The 26,674-nt window shown below is 63.6% G+C and carries 18 protein-coding genes and 3 tRNA genes; 10 read left to right on the forward strand and 11 right to left on the reverse strand.

Annotation, left to right across the window (positions count from 1 at the left end; all coding sequences use genetic code 11):
- Positions 1-33: 33 nt before the first annotated feature.
- The gene (locus ABD742_RS06975; RefSeq protein WP_234747693.1) at positions 34-840 is read left to right on the forward strand and encodes a transglutaminase-like domain-containing protein; all 807 of its coding nucleotides are present in this window, start codon (positions 34-36) and stop codon (positions 838-840) included.
- 150 nt (positions 841-990) lie between these two features.
- The gene (locus ABD742_RS06980; RefSeq protein ID WP_344787511.1) at positions 991-2,742 is read left to right on the forward strand and encodes an IS1634 family transposase; all 1,752 of its coding nucleotides are present in this window, start codon (positions 991-993) and stop codon (positions 2,740-2,742) included.
- A 79-nt stretch (positions 2,743-2,821) separates the two neighbouring features.
- On the opposite strand, the gene ABD742_RS06985 is transcribed toward ABD742_RS06980, so the two are convergent.
- From ABD742_RS06985 to bcp, 7 genes are all read right to left on the reverse strand, one after another.
- Positions 2,822-3,331 (reverse strand): MarR family winged helix-turn-helix transcriptional regulator, encoded by a 510-nt coding sequence (locus ABD742_RS06985; protein WP_372460943.1) that lies wholly within the window; start codon positions 3,329-3,331, stop codon positions 2,822-2,824.
- Positions 3,306-4,430, reverse strand: a complete 1,125-nt coding sequence (locus ABD742_RS06990) for an LLM class flavin-dependent oxidoreductase (protein ID WP_234751906.1) — start codon at positions 4,428-4,430, stop codon at positions 3,306-3,308. Before ABD742_RS06990 ends, ABD742_RS06985 begins: the two co-directional genes overlap by 26 nt.
- A gap of 126 nt (positions 4,431-4,556) precedes the next feature.
- Positions 4,557-7,772 carry an efflux RND transporter permease subunit gene (locus tag ABD742_RS06995; protein WP_234751908.1) on the reverse strand — a complete coding sequence of 1,072 codons (3,216 nt, stop codon included), beginning with the start codon at positions 7,770-7,772 and terminating at the stop codon, positions 4,557-4,559.
- Between the two features lie 64 nt (positions 7,773-7,836).
- Positions 7,837-9,342: a malate:quinone oxidoreductase gene (locus ABD742_RS07000; protein WP_234751911.1), complete on the reverse strand. Its 1,506-nt coding sequence runs from the start codon at positions 9,340-9,342 to the stop codon at positions 7,837-7,839.
- A gap of 79 nt (positions 9,343-9,421) precedes the next feature.
- Positions 9,422-11,089, reverse strand: a complete 1,668-nt coding sequence (locus tag ABD742_RS07005) for an ABC transporter substrate-binding protein (protein WP_234751917.1) — start codon at positions 11,087-11,089, stop codon at positions 9,422-9,424.
- A 133-nt stretch (positions 11,090-11,222) separates the two neighbouring features.
- Positions 11,223-11,304: transfer RNA gene (locus ABD742_RS07010), tRNA-Leu, on the reverse strand.
- A 133-nt stretch (positions 11,305-11,437) separates the two neighbouring features.
- On the reverse strand, positions 11,438-11,911 hold the full coding sequence (bcp, locus tag ABD742_RS07015; RefSeq protein WP_234751918.1) for a thioredoxin-dependent thiol peroxidase: 474 nt from the start codon (positions 11,909-11,911) through the stop codon (positions 11,438-11,440).
- A gap of 110 nt (positions 11,912-12,021) precedes the next feature.
- On the opposite strand from bcp, the gene ABD742_RS07020 reads away from it, so the two are divergent.
- Entirely contained in the window at positions 12,022-12,510 is a 489-nt protein-coding gene (locus ABD742_RS07020; RefSeq protein WP_234751921.1) for a MarR family winged helix-turn-helix transcriptional regulator, read from the forward strand.
- A gap of 84 nt (positions 12,511-12,594) precedes the next feature.
- Here the strand turns inward: ABD742_RS07020 and ABD742_RS07025 are convergent.
- From ABD742_RS07025 to ABD742_RS07040, 4 genes are all read right to left on the reverse strand, one after another.
- Positions 12,595-12,670: transfer RNA gene (locus ABD742_RS07025), tRNA-Lys, on the reverse strand.
- Between the two features lie 70 nt (positions 12,671-12,740).
- Positions 12,741-12,816: transfer RNA gene (locus ABD742_RS07030), tRNA-Lys, on the reverse strand.
- A gap of 113 nt (positions 12,817-12,929) precedes the next feature.
- The gene (locus tag ABD742_RS07035; protein ID WP_234751924.1) at positions 12,930-14,036 is read right to left on the reverse strand and encodes a PQQ-dependent sugar dehydrogenase; all 1,107 of its coding nucleotides are present in this window, start codon (positions 14,034-14,036) and stop codon (positions 12,930-12,932) included.
- Positions 14,037-14,093: 57 nt separating this feature from the next.
- Positions 14,094-15,134, reverse strand: a complete 1,041-nt coding sequence (locus ABD742_RS07040; RefSeq protein WP_234751927.1) for a sunset domain-containing protein — start codon at positions 15,132-15,134, stop codon at positions 14,094-14,096.
- Between the two features lie 276 nt (positions 15,135-15,410).
- Here ABD742_RS07040 and ilvD point away from each other — a divergent pair, with 276 nt between their 5' ends.
- From ilvD to ABD742_RS07075, 7 genes are all read left to right on the forward strand, one after another.
- On the forward strand, positions 15,411-17,132 hold the full coding sequence (ilvD, locus tag ABD742_RS07045) for a dihydroxy-acid dehydratase (protein WP_234751930.1): 1,722 nt from the start codon (positions 15,411-15,413) through the stop codon (positions 17,130-17,132).
- Between the two features lie 409 nt (positions 17,133-17,541).
- Positions 17,542-19,443 carry an acetolactate synthase large subunit gene (locus ABD742_RS07050; protein WP_234751932.1) on the forward strand — a complete coding sequence of 634 codons (1,902 nt, stop codon included), beginning with the start codon at positions 17,542-17,544 and terminating at the stop codon, positions 19,441-19,443.
- A 2-nt stretch (positions 19,444-19,445) separates the two neighbouring features.
- Entirely contained in the window at positions 19,446-19,958 is a 513-nt protein-coding gene (ilvN, locus tag ABD742_RS07055) for an acetolactate synthase small subunit (protein WP_028264679.1), read from the forward strand.
- 81 nt (positions 19,959-20,039) lie between these two features.
- Positions 20,040-21,065: a ketol-acid reductoisomerase gene (ilvC, locus tag ABD742_RS07060; RefSeq protein WP_234751934.1), complete on the forward strand. Its 1,026-nt coding sequence runs from the start codon at positions 20,040-20,042 to the stop codon at positions 21,063-21,065.
- Positions 21,066-21,249: 184 nt separating this feature from the next.
- Positions 21,250-22,845: a phosphoglycerate dehydrogenase gene (gene serA / locus ABD742_RS07065; protein WP_234751937.1), complete on the forward strand. Its 1,596-nt coding sequence runs from the start codon at positions 21,250-21,252 to the stop codon at positions 22,843-22,845.
- Between the two features lie 210 nt (positions 22,846-23,055).
- On the forward strand, positions 23,056-25,860 hold the full coding sequence (locus ABD742_RS07070) for an ABC transporter permease (RefSeq protein ID WP_234751939.1): 2,805 nt from the start codon (positions 23,056-23,058) through the stop codon (positions 25,858-25,860).
- Complete coding sequence (locus ABD742_RS07075; RefSeq protein WP_234751942.1) at positions 25,857-26,612, forward strand: ABC transporter ATP-binding protein; 756 nt, start codon at positions 25,857-25,859, stop codon at positions 26,610-26,612. Before ABD742_RS07070 ends, ABD742_RS07075 begins: the two co-directional genes overlap by 4 nt.
- Positions 26,613-26,674 lie beyond the last annotated feature (62 nt).

Consider the following 26,674-nt stretch of genomic DNA (forward strand, 5'->3'; position numbering starts at 1 on the left):
GTGGGTTGTCCAGCCGCAACACTCCGGAGATCCATGGAACGCAACGTTGCTGCCCAGCTCGTTTTCAAGACCGTAGCCAACACCAAGGTGGCCATGGCAATAGCCGTGGCCAGCAATCCTGGCTATGAATCGTTGACCGAAGAGCTGTCAGTCACGGTGGAAGGCGAAGCTGTTCCGCTCACCGAGCTGGCGGACCATCACGGTGGACGTTTCCAGTACATGGAATTCGCCGAACCCAGCGAGGTAACTGTTGATTACCGCGCCTCGGTGGAGGGCTTGGGTGTCCCCGATGAATCCTCCTGGATGGAGCTCATCCGCTACGTGCGGCCCAGCCGCTATGCCGAGTCCGATCGGCTCCTTCCGACGTCGTATGCCGAGTTCGGCGGGCTGCACGGCGTAGAACTGTTGCAGGCCGTCCGGAACTGGGTCCACGACGAACTCCGGTACGTCAGTGGTTCCTCGCGGGGGACGGATGGAGCGGTGGAAACGCTCCTGCACCGCAAAGGTGTTTGCCGGGACTTCGCCCACCTTGCCATTGCCCTCCTGCGTTCCAAGGACATCCCGGCCCGGCTCGCCGCGGTGTATGCGCCCGGGCTGAGCCCCATGGACTTCCATGCCGTGGCTGAGGCTCACATCGACGGAGCCTGGTACGTTATCGATGCCACCGGTCTGGCTCCGCGTGAGTCCATGCTGCGCATCACGGCCGGACGCGATTCCTCGGACACCGCGTTCCTGTCGACCGTAGGGGGCAGCCTGTCGTTGAAGAGCTTGAAGGTCACCGCGGTGGTGGCCGACGAGCTGCCGAATGAAGATCCGGCAAAGCTCGTCGTCCTCCGCTAGCCCGAAGTTACGAAGGCCTTCTGCCCGGATTTGTTGTGTTTCCGGGCGGAAGGCCTCTTTTCTGCCGGAATGTGTAGACAGAATATTGGGCGAGTCATACCCGATACTTGAGGAAAATCACGCTATTGTCTTGGTATGACTCAGCGAGACATGCCTGTTCACGTAGTCAGAGTTCGGAAGTCCCACACGGACAAGCACGGCCAGGTCCGTGACTACCGGTCGGCCTACCTGCGCCGGACCTTCCGCCAGGAAGGCAAGGTCCGCAATGAGACCGTGGCCAACCTCTCTGCCCTGCCCGAGCACGTGGTCGATCTGATCGAGGCCGGGCTCAAGGGCGAACAGCTCGTTCCGGCCGGCAGCGCTGCCACGGTGACACGGTCCCTGCCGCACGGGCACGTCGCCGCGGTGGCCGCGCAGGCCGGGGCGCTGGGGTTCCCGGGACTGCTGGGCCCGGCCTCGAAGCAGCGGGACCTGGCCCTGGCCCTGATCATCGCCAGGGTGTGCCGTCCTGGTTCGAAGCTGGCCACGACCCGGTGGTGGGCGGACACGACATTGGCCCAGGACCTCGGGGTGGACGGTGCCGGCACGGACGAGGTCTACGCGGCGATGGACTGGCTGGCGGCCCGGCAGCAGGGCATCGAAAAGACCCTGGCCACCAGGCACCTGTCCCCGGAGGCGAACCCGAAGAAGCTGGCGTTGTTCGACCTGTCCTCCTCCTGGGTCACCGGGCACCACTGCGAGCTGGCCGCCCGGGGCTATTCCCGCGACGGGAAGAAGGGCCTGCCGCAGATCGAATACGGGCTGCTCACCGAGCCGGACGGCCGGCCCGTCGCGGTCCGGGTCGTGGCCGGGAACACCGCGGACCCGGCCGCGTTCGAAGCTATCGCCCAGGAAATGAAGACGACCTTCGGGCTTCAGGAAATGGTCATGGTCGGGGACCGCGGAATGATCACCTCGGCCCGTATCGCCGCGCTGAAGGAACTCGGCGGCCTCGGCTGGGTCACGGCGCTGCGGGCCCCGTCTATCAAGGCCCTGGCCGCCGATGACGGGCCCCTGCAGATGTCCCTGTTCGATGAAACGAACCTGGCCGAGATCACCCACCCGGACTATCCCGGCGAACGGCTCATCGCCTGCCGCAACCCGGCCCTGGCCGCCGAACGAACCCGCAAACGCCGCGAGCTGCTCGAGGCCACCGACGCCGAGCTGGCGAAAATCGCCGCCGCTGCCGAGGCCGGCCGGATCCGCGGAGCCGGGAAAATCGGGGTCAGGGCGGGCAAGGTCATCGGCAAGTACAACATGGAAAAGCACCACACCCTCACCATCGAGGACAACGCCTTCGGCTATGCCCGCAACGAGGAGCAGATCAGAGCCGAGGCCGCCCTGGACGGGATCTACATCATCCGCACGTCCGTCGGCGCTGCCGCAATGGACGCGGCAAGGGTCGTGGCGACCTACAAGTCGCTGGCCGGCGTCGAACGCGACTTCCGCTCGATCAAGTCCATCGACCTGTCCCTGCGCCCGATCCACCACTGGACCGAAACCAGGGTCCGCGCCCACGTGTTCATCTGCATGCTCGCCGCCTACCTCGTCTGGCACCTGCGCCGGGCCTGGGCGCCCCTGACCTTCACCGACGAAGACCGCCCGGCACCGGCTGACCCCGTCGCCCCGGCCAACCGCTCGGAAGCGGCGGACAAGAAAGCATCCACCCGCACATCCAGCGACGGACACCCTGCCTACAGCTTCCGCGCTCTGCTCGAGCACCTCGGAACACTGACCCGAAACGACATCCGCTACGGCACCGCCCAGGACCTCCCGGTCATTCCAACCCTCGCGATCCCGACCCCCATCCAACGCCAAGCCTTCGACCTCATCGGAGAGCCCATCCCCATCCACATCAAGTAGACAGAACCCCAGCCCCCGAAAACAGCGAAATCCCCGCCGAGGCGGGGATTTCGCACGTCATCACGGACGTAACTTCGGGCTAGCTTTCGCGCGGCTGCTTGTGTGCGACGAACGCTTGCAGCTTTTCCGTCAGGCGGAGAAGCTCACGCTGCTCCTCGGCTGTCAGGGCCGGAGCCACAAGTTCGGCGATGTCGCGGATGTGCTCGCGGCCGATCTCTTTCTGAAGTTCCTGCCCGGCCGCGGTGAGCCCCAGCAGGATCCCGCGTCCGTCGTCGGGGGCGATGCTGCGCTCCACGAGCCCGCGCTTCTCCAACCTGTCAACCAGCCGGCTCAGGCTGGATTGGCTGAGCAGGACGTGATCGTTGATCTCGTTCAGCCGCAGCTTGCCCGTCGGGCAACGGGAAAGAGTGAACAGGACGTCGTACTCCTTGATGGGCAGCTTCTTGAACGCCTGCCCGGCCTGGAGGCGGCGCATCACCGCCACCTGGGAGCGGAACAAGGACTCCCAGGTTTCGGCGGCGAGGCGCACGGCGGACGAGGTGGGCGCTGTCGTGGTCACGGGGTCACCCCACGCCGTCACTGACAGCATCGGCTGCGTCGTCCCTGGCCGAGGCGATCACGGACGCTGCCACCCGGGATGCATGGGTGGGTGCGTCAGGCACATGGGCCGGCTTGCGGTCCTCGAATTCCTTCCGCAGGACCGGCAGGACTTCTTCTCCGAAGAGGTCCAGTTGCTCCAGGACGGTCTTGAGCGGCAGGCCGGCGTGGTCCACCAGGAACAGTTGGCGCTGGTAGTCGCCGAAGTACTCGCGGAAAGTCAGGGTCTTTTCGATGACTTCCTGCGGACTGCCAACGGTCAGGGGCGTCTGGGACGTGAAGTCCTCGAGCGAGGGTCCGTGGCCGTACACCGGTGCATTGTCGAAGTAGGGGCGGAACTCCTTCACTGCGTCCTGGGAGTTCTTGCGCATGAAGAACTGCCCGCCGAGGCCCACGATGGCTTGGTCTGCATTGCCGTGGCCGTAGTGCTCATAGCGTTCGCGGTACAGGCCGATCAGCTGCTGGTAGTGCTCCTTGGGCCAGAAGATGTTGTTGGCGAAGAAGCCGTCGCCGTAGTACGCGGCGAGTTCCGCGATCTGCGGGCTGCGGATGGAGCCGTGCCAGACGAAGGGCGCGACGCCGTCGAGCGGGCGGGGCGTGGAGGTGAAGTTCTGCAGCGGGGTGCGGTACTTGCCGCTCCAATTGACGGTGTCCTCATCCCAGAGCCGGCGGAGCAGGGAGTAGTTCTCCACCGCGAGTTCGATCCCGTCCTGGATGTTCTTGCCGAACCAGGGGTAGACGGGGGCGGTGTTGCCGCGACCCATGATGAGGTCCACGCGGCCATCCGCCAAGTGCTGGAGCATCGCGAAGTCTTCGGCGATCTTGACGGGATCGTTCGTGGTGATCAGCGTGGTGGACGTTGACAGCGTGATGCGTTCAGTCTGCGCTGCGATGTACGCCAGGGTGGTGGTGGGGGACGATGAGAAGAAGGGGCGGTTGTGGTGCTCGCCGATCGCATAGACGTCCATGCCGATCTCTTCGACCTTCTTGGCGATCGCCACGGCGGCCTTGATGCGCTCGTTCTCCGTGGGGGTGTGGCCCGTGGTGGGGTCAGTGGTGATGTCGCTGACGCTGAATACGCCGATCTCCATGATGTGCCTTTCTGCCTGCCCGATTGGTGTGCGGGCTCTGCCAACAGTCTATCCCAAGATAGATGCATTTGCATGTATCACTGCCTGCAACAGGGTACGGCATCATTTTGTTCCCGGTGTATAGCCCTACTCGGCCGGGCCGGGAGCGGATCGGCGGCCGGTGACTTTGGGAATCATTCCGGTGGTCCAGTCCAGGTGGTCGCCCTCGCCGTGGCCCGCGATGCCATCCTTCGCGACGTCGGGGAGTTGCGTGAGTGCCTTGAGCAGCGTCTTCTTCTCCCGCCGGCCTTCGACCAGTTTGTAGAGGACGGGCACGAGGACGAGCGTCAAAGCCGTGGACGAAACAAGGCCGCCGATGACCACAATTGCGAGCGGCCGCGAAATGAACCCGCCGCCTCCCGTGAGGCCCAGAGCCATGGGTGTCAGGGCGAACACGGTAGCAAGTGCCGTCATGAGGATGGGACGAAGTCGCTGCCTGGCGCCGTGCGTGATGGCATCCGCCACGCTCATTCCGGGGCTGCCATCGTGTGGTTTGCGGTACTGGTTGATCAGGTCGATCAGCACGATCGCGTTGGTCACGACGATTCCCACCAGCATCAGCATGCCGATCAGGGAAGGCAGTCCGAGCGGAACACCGGTGACCAGGAGCAAAGCGATGGCACCCGTCGCCGCAAAAGGCACGGACACCAACAGGATGAGGGGCTGGATGAGGGACTTGAACGCAGCCACCATGATGACATAGACAATGGCGACTGCGGCCAGGAGCGCGAGGCCGAGCTGGCGGAAGGAGTCCGCCTGCTGCGTCGTGGCGCCGCCGATCGTGGCGGTAACGCCTGCCGGAAGCTGCACCAAGGCCAGCCGGTCACTGACTGCCGTGCTGACGGCACCAAGGTTGGAGCCCGACGGCGTGACGGTCACCCTCGCGCTTCGCTGGCCGTTGCTGCTGGTGATGGAGACCGGGGTGTCTACTTGGTCTACGGAAGCGATGCTCGACAGCGGAACGGGCCCGGCCGGCGTCGGGAGGTTGATGCCCCTGACATCGGCGATGCTGCTGAAGTGCGTGCCTTCGCCGATCTGTACCGGGAAGTCCGTGGTGTCGATACGGACAGTGCCAGCGGGGATGGGACTGACCGTGGACGCCAGGACGCCGGCGACTTGTTCTTCGTTCAGCCCGGCGGCGACGGCCTTGGCACGATCAACCTTTACCTGGACCACCGACTGGCTGGCATCCAGGTTGGTGGCTACCTCGGCACTCCCGGGCACGCCGTCCATGGCCTTCGCTACGGCGTCGCTTGCGGTCTTGAGATCCGCCGAGTTGGCGGCGTTGATGGTGATGTCCACGCTGGAAGACGTGCCCAGGCCACCCTGTTGGGCCCCCACAGTGACCTTTCCTGCGGCCGCGGCGGTGGCGAGCCGGGACCGGACCGTGTCCTGCAGTTTCTGCTGGTCAGCCTTATCATCCGTTACCACGGTGAAGGTCGAGTTCGACGAACCTGTTGACGTGAGCGCGGCGAAACCTGTCTGGGCATTGCCTGAAGTGACCTGTACGTCCTTGATCCCGTCGATCCCGCGAAGGACCGATTCCACTTGGGCAGCAGCGGCCCCGGTCTGTTCCAGGCTTGTACCGGCGGGAAGAACCTGGCGCACGGTCATGCTGTTCTGGCCGGAGTTGCCCAGCAGGTCTGTCGCCAGCAGCGGGGACATGGCTGCAGTTCCACCCAACACCAGGACCGCGGCGACGATGGTCACGATCGGGTGCTTCTGGGTTTTGACCAGGATGGGCAAATAGCCGCGCTGCAGCAGGCTCCGCCGCTCTGCCTCGTGCGCCGCGGCAACGGCGCGCTCGGCGGCAAGGGCGTCCCCGGCCGCGGCCGGCGACTTGAGGAACCAGTACGCCAGCACCGGAACGATGGTGAGGGACACGAGCAACGAGGACAACAGGGCGATGGTCACCGTCAGGGCGAAGGGCCGGAACAGTTCGCCCGCCAGGTTGCCCACGAAGGCGATCGGCAGGAACACGGCAACCGTGGTGAGGGTGGACGCCGTGATGGCACCGGCAACTTCCCGGATCGAATTGAGGATGGCAGCGAGCTTGTGCTCGCCGTAGCTGAGGTGCCGTTTGATGTTCTCGATCACCACGATCGAGTCGTCCACCACACGGCCGATCGCGATGGTCAATGCGCCAAGCGTGAGGATGTTGAGCGAGTAGTGGGTCGCCGATATTCCGATGAACGTAATCAGGAGCGACAACGGAATGGATACCGCCGTCACGAGCGTGGACCGTACGGACATCAGGAACAAGAGAATGACTGCCACCGCGAAGCCAAGTCCGAGAAGGCCTTCCGTGGTGAGGTCCTTGATGGATTTTTCGATGTACGGGGCCTGGTCGAACACCGGGGTGAAGTGCGCATTGGAGCCGAGTTCGGCTTCCATCTGGGGAATGGAGTCCTTGACAGCGTGCGAAATGGCGACGGTATCGCCGTCGGGCTTCTTCGTGATGGACAGGGCCAGCGTCGGCTTCCCATTGGTCCGGGTAATGGAGGTTGCGGCGTCGTCTTTGATGCTCACGTCGGCTACGGTGCCGATCGTGGTTCCGCCCTTGGCGCCGGTGAGCGGCAAGCCCTTGATGACGTCGAGGGAGTCCACCGGGCTGCCGATCTGCAGGGAGAGCGTCTTGCCCTGATCCTCGATGGTTCCGGCCGGGACCAGCGTCCCGTTGTTCTTGAGGGCACTCGTGAGCGACTGGACCGTGGCGCCGTTCGCGGCCATGGCCTGGGCTTTGGGCTGGATCAGGATGTGCTGGGTGGCCCCACCCGTCACGTCAGCGCTGCGGACCCCGTCCAGTTTCTGGAGCCGGGGAACGCTCAAGCGCTGCAGGTCCGTGTTCAGCTCGCTGAGAGGCTTGTCCGAAGACACCGCCAGATACACGATCGGGAAGTCGCTGATGCTGCCTGCAAAAGACCGGGGCTCGACGTCGGCCGGCAGGACACGCTTGGCGTTGGAGATGGCGCGATCGATCTGGTTGCGCGCGCGGTCCAGGTTCGAACCGTACGTGAACACCATGGTGATCTGCGAAACACCGTTCCGCGACGTCGACGTGGTCGATTCCAGGCCCTCGACGCTGTTCAGCGCTGTTTCGAGCGGGCGGCTGAGTTGCTTGTCGACAACTTCCGGGGACGCGCCCGGCATGGCCGTGATCACCGAGATCTGCGGGAACTCGATCGAGGGAATGAGTTCCTGTTTGAGGGAAGACATGGTGATCACGCCGAACACCGCCGCGAAGACGGTGATCAGCGCGATCAGTGCCCTGTTCGCCAGTGAAAGCTTTGCCAGACGGAACATTGCACTGTCTCCTGGGATCTACGGTCTGTTTCTTGTCTCGAACCGGCCGCAGCCCGGACGGTTGCTAGTGCTGAACGGCGTCAGCAGGCTCAAGTTGGAGCGAATGGGCAGTGCTCGCTTCCAACTCGGCCGCAAGGTCCGGATTGTCGTTCAGTTTGACGCCGTAGCCTGGCATCATTTCCTTGAGCTTGGACTGCCAGCCCTTGAAGTTCTTCGGGAAGGACCGCTGGAGCATCTCGATCATGATGGGGACAGCGGTGGAGGCTCCGGGGGAGGCGCCAAGCAGCGCTCCGATGGAGCCGTCACGAGCCGTGATGACTTCGGTGCCGAACTGCAGCACTCCGCCCTTCTTGGAATCCTTCTTAATGATCTGCACCCGCTGGCCTGCGGTGATGAGCTCCCAGTTGCCGCCGTCGGCCTGGGGGTAGTACTCGCGGAGGGACTCCACCTTGGCGTCGTGGCGCTTGGCGACTTCCTTGATCAGGTACGCAGTCAGGTCCATGTTGTCCTTGGCCACGGCCAGCATCGGGATGATGTTGCCCGGGCGGATGGACAGCGGTAGGTCAAGGTAGCTGCTCGTCTTGAGGAAGTTGGTGGAGAAACCGGCGTACGGGCCGAAAAGCAGGGAACGCTTGCCGTCAACGTAGCGGGTATCAAGGTGCGGCACGGACATTGGCGGTGCGCCGACGGAGGCCTGGCCGTATACCTTGGCGCTGTGCTGGCCGGCAATGGCCGCGTCGGTGCAGCGGAAGAACTGCCCGGATACCGGGAAACCGCCGTAGCCCTTGCTTTCCGGGATGCCCGATGCCTGGAGCAGGTGGAGTGCTCCGCCGCCGGCGCCGACAAAGACGAACTTGGCGTGGATCTGGCCGTGTTCGCCGGAAGCGGGGTGCTTGAGCGAAAGGTCCCAGCCGCCGTCGGAGGCTTTGCTCACATTGGTGACACCGTGGCCATAGTTGACTTCAACGCCGTTGGCAGCGAGGTAACCGGTCAGTTCGCGGGTCAGGGCGCCGAAGTCGACGTCGGTGCCTTCCGCTGCGCGGGTGGCGGCAACGCGCTGCTTGGCGTCGCGGCCCTTGACGATGAGCGGAGCCCACTTGGCGATCTGTGCCTGGTCTTCCGTGTATTCCATGCTGCGGAAGAGAGTGTTGGGCTTGAGTGCCTCGTAGCGGGTCTTGAGGAAGTCAGCGTGCTTGTCGCCGATGACGAAGCTCATATGCGGAACGGTGTTGATGAAGCCCTTGGGGGAGCCGATCAACTTGTTGTCCACGAGGTGGGACCAGAACTGCCGGGAGAGCTGGAATTGCTCGTTGATGTGGAGGGCCTTGGACGGGTCAACGGAGCCGTCCTTCGCTGCAGGCGAGTAATTAAGCTCACAGAGCGCTGCGTGCCCGGTTCCCGCGTTGTTCCACGGTCCGGAGCTTTCCAGGCCGGCTTCGTCGAGTCGCTCAAAGAGGGAGATGGTCCAGCTGGGTTCGAGTTGCTTGATGAACGCACCCAGGGTTGCGCTCATGATCCCGCCCCCAATAAGGACGACGTCAGCGTGGTGTGTCTTGGAAATGAAGGTCACGATCAATCTCCGATAGCGGCGGCACTGGCTGTCACAGAATATCCCCGCGTGGGCGCATAACTGAAATTGCGGCGGGACGTCAAGACTTCAGCCGAACGTTTGTAAAAACTTCGTTTAAGACAGGCGACGCGGGGTACTTCTCGACGCGGTCCGAAAGGGCCAAAGCCGAGATGGGGAAGGCGATGGGTACTGCCGGGACGGTGGCAGCGATCTGGGCATTGATGGTCTGGTACTGGGAGTTGCGGTCAGCGCCGTCGGGGAGTCCCCGGGCCCTGTCGATCTTTGAGAACACCTGTGGATCGCTGTAGCCGAACTCGCCGTTGTTCTCACCGAAGAGCGTGCCCACGAAGTTGTCCGGGTCCGAGTAGGCGCCATTCCAGCCGAGCAAATGGAGCGCATGGTCACCGGGGGACTGGACCTTCTGGAGGTAGCCGTCGTCCCAGTTCACGGGTACCGGCTTGATGTTCAGCCCGATGGCGGTAAGTTCCGCGCTGATCTCCGCATAGATCTTCTCCGGAGTGGGAAGGTAGGCGCGCGTGACATTGAGCGGGTAGTAGAACTTGAGTTCCTCGCCTTTGTAACCGGACTTGGCAAGCAGTTGCTTGGCTTTGTCCGGGTCGTATCCCAAGGACGGTGCGTTGTTGTTGAAGCCGCTCAGTTTGGGGGGAACGAACTGGGTGGCCGGTGAGGTGTTGTCGATGAAGAACTTGTGGATAAGGGTGTCTTTGTCGATGGCCATCTCGATTGCCTGGCGCACCCCAAGATTCTGGAGGGGCGCCACGGACTCGTTCATGCCCAGGTACATCACGGAGAACGGATCCCGTTGGACGATTTGCATGCCCTTCTTGACCAGTTGGTCGAAGGTGCCGGCGGTCACAAGGTCGTACCCGTCGATGGTTCCTGCGAGCAAGGCCTGGAGCCGGGCCTGTGGATAGTCGAACGGAATGAAGTTGACCGTGGCTATCTCTCCGCGGTCGCCCCAGTAGCCCTTGTAGCTCGTGAGAGTGATGCCGTTCTGGGTCCATGACGAGAAAACGTAAGGGCCGGTGCCCACGGGGTGCGAGGCGTAGGCCGACGCCGGCTGTCCTGACAGTTTCTTGTCCAGGACGTCGGCCTTGCCGTCGGCCATCGCTTTCGGGGATGACATCGCGAACGCCGGCAGCGTCAACGCCTGCAGGAAGCCCGTGAAGGGCTTGGCCAGGTTGATTTGGACGTGGTCGGCAGAGACAACCTTGCAGTTCTTGAAGAGCGAAAGCGAAGCGTCGTCCGAGAAGGATTTGAAGACGCTCTTGAATGCGATGCCCGGTGCCTGCTGGCGCACGGTAGCCGGGAAGTTGAACCAACGGTTGAAGTTGCTGCAGACGGCGGCGGCGTCAAAGACGGTTCCATCGTGGAAGGTGACTTTTGACCGCAACTTGAAGTCGTAGCTGAGTCCGTCATTCCCTTGGGACCAAGAGGTGGCAAGCAGGGGAGTTGGTTGGCCGGTGGACGCGTCGACCCCCACGAGGCCTTCCATCACTTGCCGGGTGACTCGATACGACTCGGAGTCGTTCGTCACGGCGGGATCGAGCCCAAGCGGCATCGACGGGGTGCCAAAGTTGAAGGTCTTGCTCGGCTCTGCCGAAGCGCCGTCCGCGGCCGATGTTGACGGTGCCGGTCCAGGGCTTACCGTGCACGAGGTCAAGGCCACGGCCAGAAGGCCTGCGCCGATTTGTAGCGTGACTCCGCGTAGCTTGCTGCTTACCACTCTTGTCCCCTCAAGGCAGTCGGACGGGCTGGGGCCCGCGGCAGCCGGACCGCAGTCCAGTCTAGTTCAGGGCCCTGAGTCCCGGCTGGAAACGGGAAGTGCCCCGGCCAAGGACCGGGGCACTTCCTGAATGTGCGCAAGGGGGGACTTGAACCCCCACGCCCGAAGGCACAGGAACCTAAATCCTGCGTGTCTGCCAATTTCACCACTCGCGCTGGTGCTGGTACCCGGAGCGGGATTCAGGGATTCCCGCTCCGGTCATATACCGGCCTCCATTGTACCCGCGGTTTTGCGCCAGCTGTTCCAGCCTCGCCTATGCGGCCCCGAGCCTATATGGCCAGTCGGCGGCTACCTGTCGAGTTTGAGGTCCCTGCGGAGTTTGGCGACGTGGCCAGTGGCGCGCACGTTGTACTGGGCCAGGGCCACCTTGCCGTCGGGATCAACCACGATCGTTGAGCGGATCAGCCCTTGGTAGGTGCGCCCGTAGTTCTTCTTTTCGCCCCAAGCCGCATAGGCCTCAGCCACGTGGTGCCCTTCGTCGGACAGCAGCGGAAAGGTCAGTGATTCTTCGGCCACGAACTTTTCCAGGTCCTTCACCGTGTCCGGAGAGATTCCAAGGACGTCGTAACCGGCAGCCTGGAGGGTTGCGAGGGAATCGCGGAAGTCGCAGGCCTGCTTGGCACATGCCGGCGTGGAAGCCGCGGGGTAGAAGTAGATGACTGTTTTGCGGCCGCGGTGCGAGGCCAGGCTGACCTCGCGACCCGTGTGGTCCTTGAGGGTGAAATCCGGGGCAGTGTCGCCTGGAATGAGTCGTTCGGCCATGTTGTGCTCCTTGCTAGCGTTCGCGATCACTCAGCTTAGTGATGGGCCGACCGCTTCACGAATTGAACCCCGGTCCTGATCCGCGCGCAGCGGTCTATATACTGGCCCTTATGCCTGATATGGAACGGTGGCCCACCGGGCGCCTGCTCTCCACGGCCGCGCGACTCGTGGAGCATGCCTGGAACGAGAAACTGCGCGGTATGGACCTGACCCATGCCGGGGTCATTGTTATGGAAGTACTCGCCGTCAACGGACCGACCACCCAGTCGATGCTCGCGCAGATCGTCCGGGTTCAGGCGCAGACAATGGGGAAGACGCTCACCAGGCTGGAGGCCCACGGCCACGTCAGCCGCGCACGCAGCGTGTCCGACCGCCGGAGCCAAGTGGTCAGTTTGACCGAGGCGGGGGAGCACACCCTCGGGCTAGCCACGCAGCTGGAACGCGAAGTGCTTGCACCTGTGCCCGTGGACACCGCCAAACTGCGGCGGGAGCTCCAGTCGCTGGTACGCGAACTGGCGAACAATCATTCTTCGGCAGTCGTAAACGACATTGTGGCCGCTGCGGATTCAGTCGCGGCGCCGGGCGAAGCCTCCCACTAAGCTTCCTCAGCCCGGTCCGGCTGAAGCAGGCCGAAAAGCAAAAGATCCCTGGACGGCCATTCAGCCATCCAGGGATCTTCCCTTTGGTGCACCCCCCGGGACTTGAACCCGGAACCCATTGATTAAGAGTCAATTGCTCTGCCAATTGAGCTAGAGGTGCAATTGTTTGTTGCTCGCAACGCAAAGAAATAACCCTTGAGCGGCTGCTGCCGCTCAAGGGTCCTTCCCTTTGGTGCACCCCCCGGGACTTGAACCCGGAACCCATTGATTAAGAGTCAATTGCTCTGCCAATTGAGCTAGAGGTGCATTTGTCGATTTCGATCAGATGAGGGCTTTTCTTCCCTCGTTGATCTCCGCAACGACATGTAACTCTACACGACACTTGCCGAAGTGTGAAATCGGCACGGGCCCTCCGCGCGTCACTGGCGGGGAGGCTTCAGGACCAGTGCAAAGTCAGGGTTTTGGTTGTTGCTGAGGACCCAAAGTGTGCCGTCCGGCGCGAGCGAAACGTCCCGCAGTCGTCCGTAGCCAGCTGTGAGGTATGCCACGGGATTCCCCGTCGTTTCCCCGTTCAGCGGTACCGTCCACAAACGCTGCCCGCGCAGCGCGCACGTGAACGCCGTTCCGTTCACGATTTCCAGCCCGCTCGGCGAGGCATCCGCCGTCGACGGCCAGACCACCTTGGCGTCGATGTAGCCGGCGCGGCCGGGCGCCCCGGTCACTTGCGGCCAACCGTAATTGCCGCCCGCTTCGATGAGGTTGAGTTCGTCGTTGACGTCGGGTCCGAATTCGCTTGCCCACAGCCTGCCGGAGCTGTCCCAGGCCAGACCCTGCACATTGCGATGTCCGTAGCTGTAAACGGGGTTGGCGAACGGGTTGCCCGGCGCGGCTTTCCCCTCGGCGGTAAGCCGCAGGATCTTCCCGCCAAGCGCATTGCGGTCCTGTGCCCGCTCCGGATGCTGCGCATCTCCCGTGCCGACGTAGAGGAACCCGTCGGGGCCGAACCGGATGCGCCCGCCGTTGTGGGTCGGGGCCTTGGGAATGCCGGAGAAGATGACTTCTGGTGTGCCGAGGCTCAACCGCCCGTCCGCGGCCCGCTCCAGGCGGGTGCGCGAAATCCTGTTGTCCGATTCAGCGGTGAAATAGGCGTAGAGCAGGCGGTCGCTGGCGAATGTCGGGGAGAGTGCCAGCCCCAGCAGTCCGCCTTCGCCACCGGGTACGACGCCGGGAAACTCGCCTACCGTCGTGGCCCGATCGTTCCGGACCGATTTGATCAGCTTGGTGTCGCGTTCGGAGATGATGGCAGTACCGTCGCCGAGGAACACGATGGACCACGGGAGTGTCAGGTTGAGGTCAAGCTTTCGAAGCAACTCCGGTCCGTTGCCGTGGGTAGGCCCCGGACCGGGGGAACTCCCTGTGCACGCGCTCAGCAGCAAAGCCATGAGGCAGGCCACTACAATCGGAGCCCGGACAAGCGCAAGGCGGGACCGGAAAACGCTCCCGGAACCCGCCTTTGCCTGGTTCATTAGTTGTCCTGGTTGCAGGGCCGCTTGCCGCCCTGGGTCCTCAGGTCCTTGGGGCTCTCAGCGGCGGTTCCTGCGAGGCGGCCGGAAACCGGCTGCCTCGGCGTGGGCGCTCGAAATAAACCAGACCTCGGCCTTGACCTCGTCGTAGGACGGGCTGTCTTCATCGAGGTAGGTCATGCTGTCCGCGTTGCCTTTGACTGTGTAGCCCGCGGGGCCGCTCCCGTCAGCGCCGGCCGCAGCCGAGCCTTCACCGTACGGCTGCTCGGCGGCGAGATGCCCGCCCAGCGGCGACGCGCCGGTGGAATCCTGGGCCAGGGTGGTTGACTCAACAGCCGCGGGGACCGCATCGGAAGTTTCAGCCCGGTCTTCCTGCACCCCTTCCGCAGCAGCGTCGGCTGCCTCCGCGGCGGCGGATTCCGCACCCGGTAGCGTCGGTGCATGGGCGTCCGTGTACTCGCGGTGGTGGATCGGAGCGGGGGCCGCGGGCGCGCCGCCTTCGCTCCAGGTGGCTTCCCACTCGGCGGCGTCGGCCGCTGTGACGTCGTCGGCCGTCACGCCCCCTTCAAGTTCGGGCTCGGCAGCAACCGGCCCGGTGGCCTCGGAAACCACGGCCTCGGAAACCACAGCTTCAGAAAGCGCAGCTTCGGAAACCGCGGCCTCGGAAACTGCGTCCTCGGACAGCACGGGTTCCGAAAGCGTGGGCTCCTCGAACACCGGCTCCTCCACAGGGGTTCCGGACGCTGGGGACTCCTCCGGGGCAGCCAATCCGGCTTCGAGGGGAGGGACAGGGCGCTCCCAGTCGTCGACGTCGACGCCGCCCGCCTCGGTTGCCGTTTCGGGCTCCGGCTCGGGTTCGGCCTCGGGTGCGGCCGCGCGCGACTCGGCTAAGTCTTGATCGGCGGTCGCGGTCGCCGCGACCAAAGGGGCGGAGCCTGTCAGAGCGGCGGAAGAGACGTCCATTTGCGGTGACGAGGCGGTCGGCGAGGGTGAGGCCGGGGCCATGGCGCCCGGGGAGGACTTCGCGCTATTGCGGCTCAGTATCCACCAAACAATCGCGACGATCAACACGATGACGATGACCCAGATCAACCAATCCATGGGAAGAGCCCTTCTGTCTGTTCGAGTGGCGCAGTGGTCGTGATTTGACGTTACGTCCGTGTCACGGGGCTGTCTAGGTTAGTCAATCGATTCGCGGCCTTCAGCGCGCCCGCGATCCTGTCGGATGGAACCGCGGCCGACAATGAGACCGATGTCTCACATATCGAGACGACTGTCCATTATTTGAATGAAATATTGAATGAAATAGCGCTAAATTCGCCTTAACCCGCCGATCATGTTCGTTGGCCACAGCCCAAGAGTCATAGACTCGTGCCCATGAGTGACCACACCCCAATTGCGACAGACAACCAGCCGGACATCAAGCCACGCAGCCGGGTCGTAACGGACGGCATCCATGCCGCCCCCGCGCGAGGCATGTTCCGGGCCGTAGGCATGGGCGATGACGACTTCGCCAAGCCCCAAATCGGTGTCGCGAGCTCGTGGAACGAAATTACGCCGTGCAACCTCTCGCTGAACCGACTCGCCCAGGGCGCCAAGGAAGGCGTTCACGCCGGCGGTGGTTTCCCCATGCAGTTCGGCACCATTTCCGTTTCGGACGGCATTTCCATGGGCCACGAGGGCATGCACTTCTCCCTTGTTTCGCGTGAAGTCATTGCCGACTCCGTTGAAACCGTCATGCAGGCCGAGCGCATTGACGGCTCCGTTTTGCTCGCCGGCTGCGACAAATCCCTCCCGGGCATGCTGATGGCAGCCGCCCGCCTGGATCTCGCCAGCGTCTTCCTTTACGCCGGTTCCATCATGCCGGGCTGGGTCAAGCTCGAGGATGGCTCGGAAAAGGAAGTCACCCTCATTGACGCCTTCGAAGCCGTGGGCGCGTGCGCCGCCGGCAAGATGAGTCGCGGAGACCTGGACCGCATCGAACGCGCCATCTGTCCTGGTGAAGGCGCCTGCGGCGGCATGTACACGGCCAACACCATGGCGTGCATCGGCGAAGCCCTCGGCATGTCCCTGCCGGGCTCGGCTGCCCCGCCCTCGGCAGACCGCCGTCGTGATGACTTTGCCCGCAAGTCCGGCGAGGCAGTGGTCAACCTGCTCCGCCTCGGCATCACCGCCCGGGACATCATGACCAAGAAGGCGTTCGAGAACGCCATCGCCGTCACGATGGCCTTCGGCGGTTCCACCAACGCCGTCCTGCACCTGCTCGCGATCGCCCGGGAAGCCGAGGTCGAACTGACCCTCGACGACTTCAACCGCATCGGCGACAAGATCCCGCACCTGGGTGACCTTAAGCCCTTCGGCCGCTACGTCATGACCGACGTCGACAGGATCGGCGGCGTGCCGGTCATCATGAAGGCGCTGCTCGACGCCGGCTTGCTGCACGGCGACTGCCTGACGGTCACGGGCAAGACCCTGGCCGAGAACCTGGCCTCCATCAACCCGCCGGACCTCGATGGCAAGATCCTGCGTGCCCTGGACAACCCGATCCACAAGACCGGCGGCATCACCATCCTGCACGGTTCCATGGCGCCGGAAGGTGCCGTCGTGAAGAGCGCCGGCTTCGACGCCGATGTCTTCGAAGGAACCGCCCGCGTGTTCGAGCGCGAGCAGGGCGCCCTCGACGCTTTGGACAAGGGAGAGATCAAGGCCGGGGACGTCGTCGTGATCCGTTACGAAGGACCCAAGGGCGGCCCGGGCATGCGTGAGATGCTCGCCATCACCGGCGCCATCAAGGGTGCGGGCCTCGGCAAGGATGTGCTCCTGCTGACCGATGGTCGCTTCTCGGGCGGTACCACCGGTCTCTGCATCGGGCACGTTGCGCCTGAAGCCGTCGACGGCGGACCCATCGCCTTCGTCAAGGACGGCGACAAGATCCGCGTGGACATCGCCGCCCGTTCGTTCGACCTCCTGGTGGACGAAGCCGAACTCGAGTCCCGCAAGGTCGGCTGGGAGCCCCTCCCGGCCAAGTTCACCAAGGGCGTCCTCGCCAAGTACGCCAAGCTGGTGCACAGCGCCTCCACGGGCGCCTACTGCGGCTAGTTCCGGGTTCCGGCCCAACTGGCTCGCACTCGTTGTCGTTTTGACGCCTCATAACGACAACAACTGCGAGTCAGTTGGGCGTCTGGGGTAGGACCAGTCCGTGGACAATGGGGTCCATATAGTGAGATGACATCTTCATCGTTTGACACCTATCTCACTAAGAGGGAACACTGAACGCATGATCGCATTCGTTACTGTCGGCGCCACCGTGGGCACTGTCGTACTTACCAAGCGCGTGGCCTCCTAGCCCGACTGGTAACGAACCGTCACGCGCAACCCCTCGAAGAGCCGCAAGGCTGAGGGGTTTTTTTATTTCCCGCAAGGGACGGCGCATTAAGCAAGAACCCGCATGAACGCAGTACCCACGCAGTAACTTTCACTAATTGAAGATCCCCAAAGGAAGAGTCCGATGAGCAAAGGATCGCCGATCAGCCCCTCGCTGATGGCTGCAAAGTCCGCTGGAGCCCCCAAAGCTCCGGAAAAGGTCGACCGTCCGGCTGACGCCGTCGTCGACAATGCTGCAACTCCCTCTCCTGTACTCGGGCCGAACAACGTTGTACCCCCAACGGTGATGACCGGCTCGGAAGCTATTGTCCGCTCGCTCGAAGAACTCGGCGTGGACGATATTTTTGGTTTGCCCGGTGGCGCGATCCTCCCCACCTATGACCCTTTGATGGCCTCCAAGATGAATCACATCCTGGTCCGTCACGAACAGGGAGCCGGCCACGCAGCCCAAGGCTACGCCATGGTTACCGGACGGGTTGGCGTCTGCATCGCCACCTCGGGCCCCGGTGCCACCAACCTCGTTACCGCCATCATGGATGCCCACATGGACTCCGTGCCCCTCGTGGCCATTACCGGCCAGGTATCAGCATCTGTTATTGGCACGGATGCCTTCCAGGAAGCAGACATCGTCGGCATCACCATGCCGATCACCAAGCATTCCTTCCTGGTGACGGATCCCAATGACATTCCGCATGTCATGGCCGAAGCTTTCTACCTTGCCAGCACCGGGCGTCCCGGTCCGGTACTGGTGGACATTGCCAAGAACGCCCAGCAGGGCACCATGACTTTCTCCTGGCCGCCCAAGATCGATTTGCCTGGCTATCGGCCGGTGGTCCGTGGCCACAACAAGCAGGTGCGCGAGGCTGCCCGGCTGATCGCTGCGGCAAGCAAGCCCGTCCTGTATGTCGGTGGCGGTGTGGTCAAGGCGCACGCTTCGGCCGAACTGCGCGAACTCGCAGAGCTGACCGGCGCACCCGTGGTGACCACCCTCATGGCCCGCGGCGCCTTCCCGGATTCCCACCCGCAGCACGTCGGCATGCCGGGCATGCACGGCACGGTTTCCGCGGTCACCGCACTGCAGCAGTCCGATCTGCTGATCACCCTTGGTGCGCGCTTCGATGACCGGGTGACGGGCGTCCTCAGCACCTTCGCTCCGCACGCCAAGATCATCCACGCGGACATCGACCCCGCGGAGATTTCCAAGAACCGCACCGCTGACGTTCCGATCGTGGGCTCCGTCAAGGAGATCATTCCGGAACTCAGCGAAGCCGTCAGGGCCGCTTTCGAACTATCCGGCACCCCGGACCTCGACGGTTGGTGGGCGTTCCTCAACAACCTCCGCGATACCTACCCCCTGGGTTGGACCGAACCGGAAGACGGACTCAGTGCCCCCCAGCGGGTCATTGAACGCATTGGTGCGCTCACGGGTCCGGAAGGCATCTACGTTGCAGGCGTTGGCCAGCACCAGATGTGGGCCGCCCAGTTCATCAAGTACGAGCGTCCCCATGCCTGGCTCAACTCCGGCGGCGCCGGCACCATGGGTTATGCCGTGCCGGCAGCCATGGGCGCCAAGGTCGGCGAACCCGACCGCGTGGTCTGGGCGATCGACGGCGACGGCTGCTTCCAGATGACCAACCAGGAACTGGCCACCTGCGCCATCAACAAAATTCCCATCAAGGTTGCCATCATCAACAACTCCTCGCTGGGCATGGTGCGCCAGTGGCAGACCCTCTTCTATGAAGGCCGCTACTCCAACACCGACCTGAACACCGGCCACGACACCGTCCGTATCCCGGACTTCGTCAAGCTGGCAGACGCTTACGGCTGTGCCGCGTTCCGCTGCGAGCGGGACGAGGACATCGACGCAACCATCCAGAAGGCCTTGGAAATCAATGACCGTCCCGTGGTCATCGACTTCGTGGTCAGCCCGAACTCCATGGTGTGGCCGATGGTCCCCTCCGGAGTCTCGAATGACCAGATCCAGGTTGCCCGCAACATGACCCCGGAATGGGAAGAGGAGGACTAGCCATGAGCCGCCACACACTGTCCGTTCTGGTCGAAGACAAGCCCGGCGTGCTGACCCGCGTGGCCAGCCTCTTCGCCCGGCGGGCCTTCAACATCAACTCCCTGGCCGTCGGCCCCACCGAGGTCTCCGGGATTTCCCGGATGACCGTCGTCGTCGACGCCGATGGCGACCTCATCGAACAGGTCACCAAACAGCTCAACAAACTGATCAACGTGATCAAGATTGTCGAGCTGACTTCAGAATCTTCCGTGCAACGTGACCACATCCTGGTCAAGGTACGTGCGGATGCCGCGACACGCCTGCAGGTCACCCAAGCTGCAGACTTGTTCCGTGCCTCAGTGGTTGACGTTTCCACAGACTCGGTGGTCATTGAGGCAACCGGTACCCCGGAAAAGCTCGCAGCGCTGCTTTCAGTGCTTGAGCCGTTCGGCATCCGCGAAATAGTGCAGTCCGGCACCTTGGCCGTTGGGCGGGGATCCCGCTCCATGAGTGACAGGGCTTTGCGCAGCGCTTAGGCACTGTCCTAGGTACTGCGTAGTAGCCCGATACCGAACCACAGACAATATCTACAAAACCACTCAAGAGGAGTTACGCAAGTGACTGAAATGTTCTACGACGACGACGCAGACCTGTCGATCATCCAGGGTCGCAAAGTTGCCATTGTCGGCTACGGTTCCCAGGGCCACGCCCACGCGCTGAACCTGCGCGACTCCGGCGTCGAGGTTGTCATCGCGCTCAAGGAAGGCTCGAAGTCGATCGCCAAGGCCGAGGACGCAGGCTTCACGGTCAAGAACGTTGCCGACGCAGCCGAATGGGCCGACGTCATCATGATCCTGGCACCGGACCAGCACCAGCGCGCGATCTACAACGACTCCATCAAGGACAAGCTGACCGCCGGCAAGGCCCTTGCCTTCGCCCACGGCTTCAACATCCGCTTCGGCTACATCGAGGCGCCCGAGGGCGTTGACGTCATCCTGATCGCCCCGAAGGCTCCCGGACACACCGTGCGCCGCGAGTTCGAAGCCGGCCGCGGTATCCCGGACATCATCGCCGTCGAGCAGGACGCTTCCGGTTCCGCTTGGGAACTGGCCAAGTCCTACGCGAAGGCAATCGGCGGCACCCGCGCCGGCGTCATCAAGACCACCTTCACCGAAGAAACCGAAACCGACCTCTTCGGCGAGCAGGCTGTCCTGTGCGGCGGTGTCTCCCAGCTGATCCAGTACGGCTTCGAGACCCTGACCGAAGCCGGCTACCAGCCGCAGATCGCCTACTTCGAGGTTCTTCACGAGCTCAAGCTCATCGTTGACCTCATGTGGGAGGGCGGCATCGCCAAGCAGCGCTGGAGCGTTTCCGACACCGCGGAGTACGGCGACTACGTCTCCGGCCCGCGCGTCATCGACCCCCGGGTCAAGGAAAACATGGCCGGCGTCCTCGCCGACATCCAGTCCGGTGCCTTCGCCAAGCGTTTCATCGACGACCAGGACAACGGCGCAGTCGAGTTCAAGGAACTGCGGGCCAAGGCAGAGCGGCACCCGATCGAGGGTGTCGGCCGCGAGCTGCGTTCCCTGTTCTCCTGGCAGCAGCAGGACGAGGACTACGTCGAAGGCTCCGCAGCCCGCTAGTCAAGGCACCCGTTGAAGCCGCGGCAGGAGCCGTAGCAATTCAACACAGAACGCCGTTCGGGATAGGCTCGAAATGAAGCCGCCCGGCATGGAGGCCGGACCCGGTATACCGGGTCCGGCCTTCGTCGTCAAAGAATCGTTTCACCAAAACCCCACCTGAAAAAGAGAGCTAAAGAGGTCACCGGTGACTAGCACCAAGCCAGTAGTACTCCTCGCTGAGGAACTTTCGCCCGCCACGATCGAAGCCCTTGGTCCGGACTTCGAGATCCGCCAAACCGACGGCGCGGACCGCTCCCAGCTGCTCTCCGCAATCGTCGACGTCGACGCCATCCTCGTGCGTTCAGCCACCCAGGTGGACGCCGAGGCAATTGCCGCAGCCAAGAACCTCAAGATCATCGCGCGTGCCGGTGTCGGCCTGGACAACGTCGACATCAAGGCCGCCACCCAGGCCGGCGTCATGGTGGTCAACGCCCCGACGTCGAACATTGTGTCCGCTGCCGAGCTTACGGTCGGCCACATCCTCAGCCTCGCCCGCCACATCCCGCAGGCCAGCTCCGCACTGAAGGGGGGCGAGTGGAAGCGCTCCAAGTACACGGGCATCGAACTCTTCGAGAAGAAGATCGGCATCATCGGCCTCGGACGCATCGGAGCGCTCGTGGCTGCCCGTCTGCAGGGCTTCGAGACTGAGATCCTGGCCTACGACCCCTACATCACTTCGGCACGCGCGGCGCAACTCGGCGTCAAGCTCGTCACCCTGGACGAGCTGCTCGAGAAGTCGGACTTCATCACCATCCATATGCCGAAGACCCCGGAAACCGTGGGTATGCTGGGCGCCGATGCCTTCAAGAAGATGAAGGAAACGGCCTACGTTGTCAATGTCGCCCGTGGCGGCCTGATCGACGAGGAAGCCCTCCACGAGGCTTTGGAAGACGGCCAGATCGCCGGCGCCGCCGTCGACGTGTTCGTCAAGGAGCCGAGCACCGACCTTCCCTTCTTCGGCATGGACAACGTCATCGTGACGCCTCACCTTGGCGCCTCCACCGATGAAGCCCAGGAAAAAGCCGGCGTCTCCGTGGCGAAGTCCGTGCGCCTCGCCCTCGCCGGCGAACTCGTCCCGGATGCTGTCAACGTTGCCGGTGGCGTGATCGCTTCCGACGTTCGCCCCGGAATCCCGCTGATCGAAAAGCTCGGCCGGATCTTCACGGCCCTGACCCACGCATCCCTGACGCAGATCGACGTCGAGGTCGCGGGCGAAATCGCCAGCCTGGACGTGAAGGTCCTCGAGCTGGCAGCGCTCAAGGGCGTGTTCGCCGACGTCGTGACCGAGCAGGTCTCCTACGTCAACGCGCCCGTCATCGCCGAGCAGCGCGGCATCAACACCCGCCTGATCACGACGCCGGAAGCCGAGGACTACCGCAACGTCCTGACCATCCGCGGGGCACTGAGCGACGGCTCCCAGATCTCCGTGGCCGGCACGCTCACCGGGCCCAAGCAGGTCCAGAAGCTCGTGGGCGTCAATGGCTACGACGTCGAAATCCCGATCAGCGAGCACCTGGTGGTTGTTTCCTACGCGGACCGTCCCGGTGTCATCGGCACCATCGGCCACATCCTGGGTATGAACAACATCAACATCGGTGGCATGCAGGTGGCCCGCCAGAGCGAAGGTGGCCAGGTCTTGGCGCTGCTGACGATCGACACTTCCGTGCCGCAGCAGGTCCTTGAAGCCATCAAGGCCGGCATCGGCGCCGACATGGTCCGTGAAGTGGATCTGGAGGACTAGCATCCTCACCGTTTGAGCTAGAAAAGTGTGCCGCAGTTCACACCGGCCACATATTATTGGCCGGTCTGCCTACAATGGCTTGGTCCGAAATTCGGAACCGGCGGCAGGCCGGCCAATAACTTCTGCACGCACCCGGTGGATTCCCATTGCCTCGGCATGGTTCCAGGGACAGCAGTGTGCACACCCGCAATCCAGGACTCAGGGAGCCCTATGAACGCCGTCCAGAGGTTCATCCGAAGCCGTGTGCTTCTGTTGACCGCGGCCATTTTGATCGTCGCCATGTGTTTGTCCGTATTCATCCAGAGCCAGTCGCAGGCCGCGCTGAACCGGACGGTGGATGAGAACTCACGCGGACTGTACGACATCCTGGTCCAGGCCAAGTCCGCGAATACCAAGGACGGCGGGGCACTCCTCCAGCCGGACATCGCGAACGGCCAGGGCGGCATCAGCTTCCCGCAACTCGAGAAGATCCGTGGGCTGAGCGGTGCGTCCGTCGCGGCGCCCATCAGCCTTGTTTCAAGGGTGACGCAGAACCTGGAAACCCCGCGGCTCGATGCAATGGACTACCTCGGCTACAACGCGGGGTTGGCGGGAGGAGCCACCGCCGGAGATCCGACCGGAACGGACTCCAAGAGCTGGCCCGCGCCGGAATCCGTGCTTCCCGCGCAGCCCAAGAAGTACCGCCTCACCGCGACTGCCGTGAGCTCCGACGGAGTGTCCCAGCAAACCCTCTTCCAGACCAGTGCTGAAGGCACGCTCGGCAAGGGTCAGGTCGTAGAGCAGCAGACTGCCGGGGGCAAGAGCATCCGCATCGCCGGCCCCGCAGGGGAGACCGGCATTAAGTTCCCCGCTCCTGCCGGTGGCTCGGAACACAACCTCTTCAACCTTTCTGTGGCGCTGCCCATGGCTCCACAGGTCACCGAGTCGGTCGTCGCCGTCGATCCGACCGCTGAACGCGCCCTCTTGGGCTCGGCCGGAGACTTCCTCGCACCGCTGCAAAAGGCGCCGCCGGCCGACACCCGCAACGCCGGTGCCATCGGCCGCTACTTCGAACAACTCTTCGCCAAGAGCCCTACTCAGCAGGAACTCGAACAAGGCCCGGATTTCATGGGTGTCAAGCTCAAATACTGGGCACCCCTCATGACGCAGTACCAGCAGGCAAAGCTTTCCGGCCAGATCACGGATGCTTCGCAGGCCATTCCTTTGATCGTCCGCCAGGGAACCTCACTGGACCTGAAGTACTCGGTCAAGATCCAGGAAATCGATGATTCGGGCAAGGTCGTCAACGACGTCGGCACTGTCTCGCGTTCCTTGGACAAGGACTACCTGCCCTTCGTCTCAAAGTCGCCGTTCGCCCTGTCATGGCCAGGATCCACGGACCACAGCCAGTTGCTGGGCAACATGGGCAACTTCAGCCAAGGCCTGTACCAGCCAGCCCAGTGGAGCACGGACTTCGCCGCCGCACCCAAGTACAAGGACGGCGAAACCTCCGCGAATGGAGCCGTCGCCAAGTCCGCCACACCGGGGGACTGGGTTACCGTCAACAAGCTGCCCGAGAAGTCGGCCTTCGGGGCGATTGTGGACCAGAGCCAGCGCAAGCCGGTCGACGAGCGCTCGTACCGGGAGAACCTTTCCACGGGATCGAAGCCCGCTACGCCACTGCCGATGGTCTACGGAACATTTGATCCGGCCGCGATCCAGAAAGCAGCAGGCGACGTCAACAAGCTGCCGCTGGGTGGCTACGACCCGGCCCCGATGACGCTCCAGAAGGACGCTTCGGGCAATGACACCGCAGCAAAGGGCCTCAAGCCCTCGCTGAGCGACACGGGGCTGGTCAGCCAGTCCGCCGGCGCCATTACCGACTACTACGGACTTGCCGCCGCGCGCGGTTACGATTCCAACGCCAACGTGATCGATGCCGTCCGGGTCCGCGCCAGCGCGCCAGGCAACTGGAAGCAGGCCCAACCCGAGGTCGACAAGCTCGCAGCCCAGATCCGCGACATGGGTCTCGAAGCCACTGTGGTGGCCGGCTCCGCGCGTGAAGACGCCAACATCTTCGTCCCGGGCTACTCCAAGGACGACGCCGGCAAGGAATCCGCGCTGGGCACCGTCCAGCAGTCGTGGGTTCGGCAGGATGCCGCCGATGCCGTTTCCGGTTCCCTCACGGGCACCAACATCACCCTTCTCTTCCTGACGCTGTGCGGAGCCACCCTCCTGACCGGCGCTTCCACAGTCAGCTACATCCGCCAACGACGCAGTGAGGCGGGGATCCTCCGCGCCATGGGCTGGACCCAAAGGAAGATCCGAAGTTGGGTCCTTGAGGAGTTCGGCATCGGTGCGGGGATCGTTGCCGTGGCGGGCATTGCGCTGAGCCTTCTGAGCTGGAACCTGGCTACGGTCATTGTTTCCGCGTCGGTGTTGCTCATTTACTGCGCTGCCGCCTACATCGCGGCCCAGCAATTGCGGCACCGGGACGTCGTCGACCAGGAGCCCCAACACGATGAACGCCTGATCGCGGTGGATTCACCGCTGACGTTTGCGTACCGCCAACTGGTCACCCACCGTTTCAGCTCAGTGGCGCTGGCCGTGGCGGTGGGCGTGTTCGGGGCGGCCGTTGGTGCCCTGATCGCCTTGCTCATTGATATCCCGCGCGCAGCTGGAGCCAGCGCCCTCAGCGGGCTCGCCTCCGCCACCGTCGCGCTGCCGAGCGTCATCCTGGCAGTCTGCGGGGTGCTCGTGGGCCTCGTGCTGACCTTGGTCACGGGTCGGTTCGAACTCCAGTCCAGGCGCGAACAGCTCGGCACGCTCCGGGCCATGGGCTGGAACCCGGACATGCTGGGCCAGGTCCGATTCTTCGAAAATGCCTTGGTCGGAGCCGTGGCCCTGATCCTGGGCGTCCTGGGGGCGCTGGGCCTGGGCCTGTTGCTCGCTCCTTATGCCGCACTATGGGCCGCCTTGGCCGGAGTGTTGGCCGTAATTTGCTGGATTCCCATTGCAACGAAAGTGGTCAAATGACTGACAATCTCCAACCCGATCTGACCGCGACCACGGAATCCACCGACGAGTCGTTCCAGACCCGCGCCAACACTATCGTGCGGGCTGCGGACCACGGCATGCCCCTGCAGTTGAGCAACATCACCATCCGTTATGGCGGCGACAAGGGTGGCGCGGAGCCGGTCACCGTCGTCGAGGACTTCAACCTGACCCTGCACGCCGGCGAGATGCACTGCGTCGCCGGGCGAAGCGGCTCAGGCAAGACCAGCATCCTGACGGTGGGAGCGGGACTCACGCTTCCGACGTCGGGCCGGGTCCTCTGGGAGGGCGACTCCCTCGAGAAGATGGGCGACGACGAAATCGCCGACCGCCGCCGCGCCCTCATCGGGTACGTGGACCAGGGCGGCGCCTTGATCGATGGCATGAGCGCCTTGGAGAACGTGTTGTTGCCGGCCGTTCCCGACGGCGAAGTGGAACAGCGCACCGAAATGGCCAAGGACCTGCTGGACCTGGTGGGGCTGGGCCGGCGCATGCGCCACCGTCCGGCGCAGCTGTCCGGCGGTGAGCGCCAGCGTGTCGCGATCGCCCGGGCCCTGATCCTGGGCACCCGTGTCCTGGTGGTCGACGAGCCAACGGCCAGCCTGGACCGTACCTCGGCAAACCGCATCATCAGCATCCTGAAGGACACCACCAAAGACGGGATTGCCGTGCTGGTGGCGTCGCACGACCACGAGCTTGTCAGGCTCAGCGATACGCTGACTGAATTGAACTAGTAGCCGATGCCTCCGGACCGGCCGTCACATGCGGCCGGTCCGGTCTTTCCATCTCCAAGAGA

The sequence above is a fragment of the Arthrobacter ramosus genome, assembly GCF_039535095.1.
GTDB lineage: Bacteria > Actinomycetota > Actinomycetes > Actinomycetales > Micrococcaceae > Arthrobacter > Arthrobacter ramosus.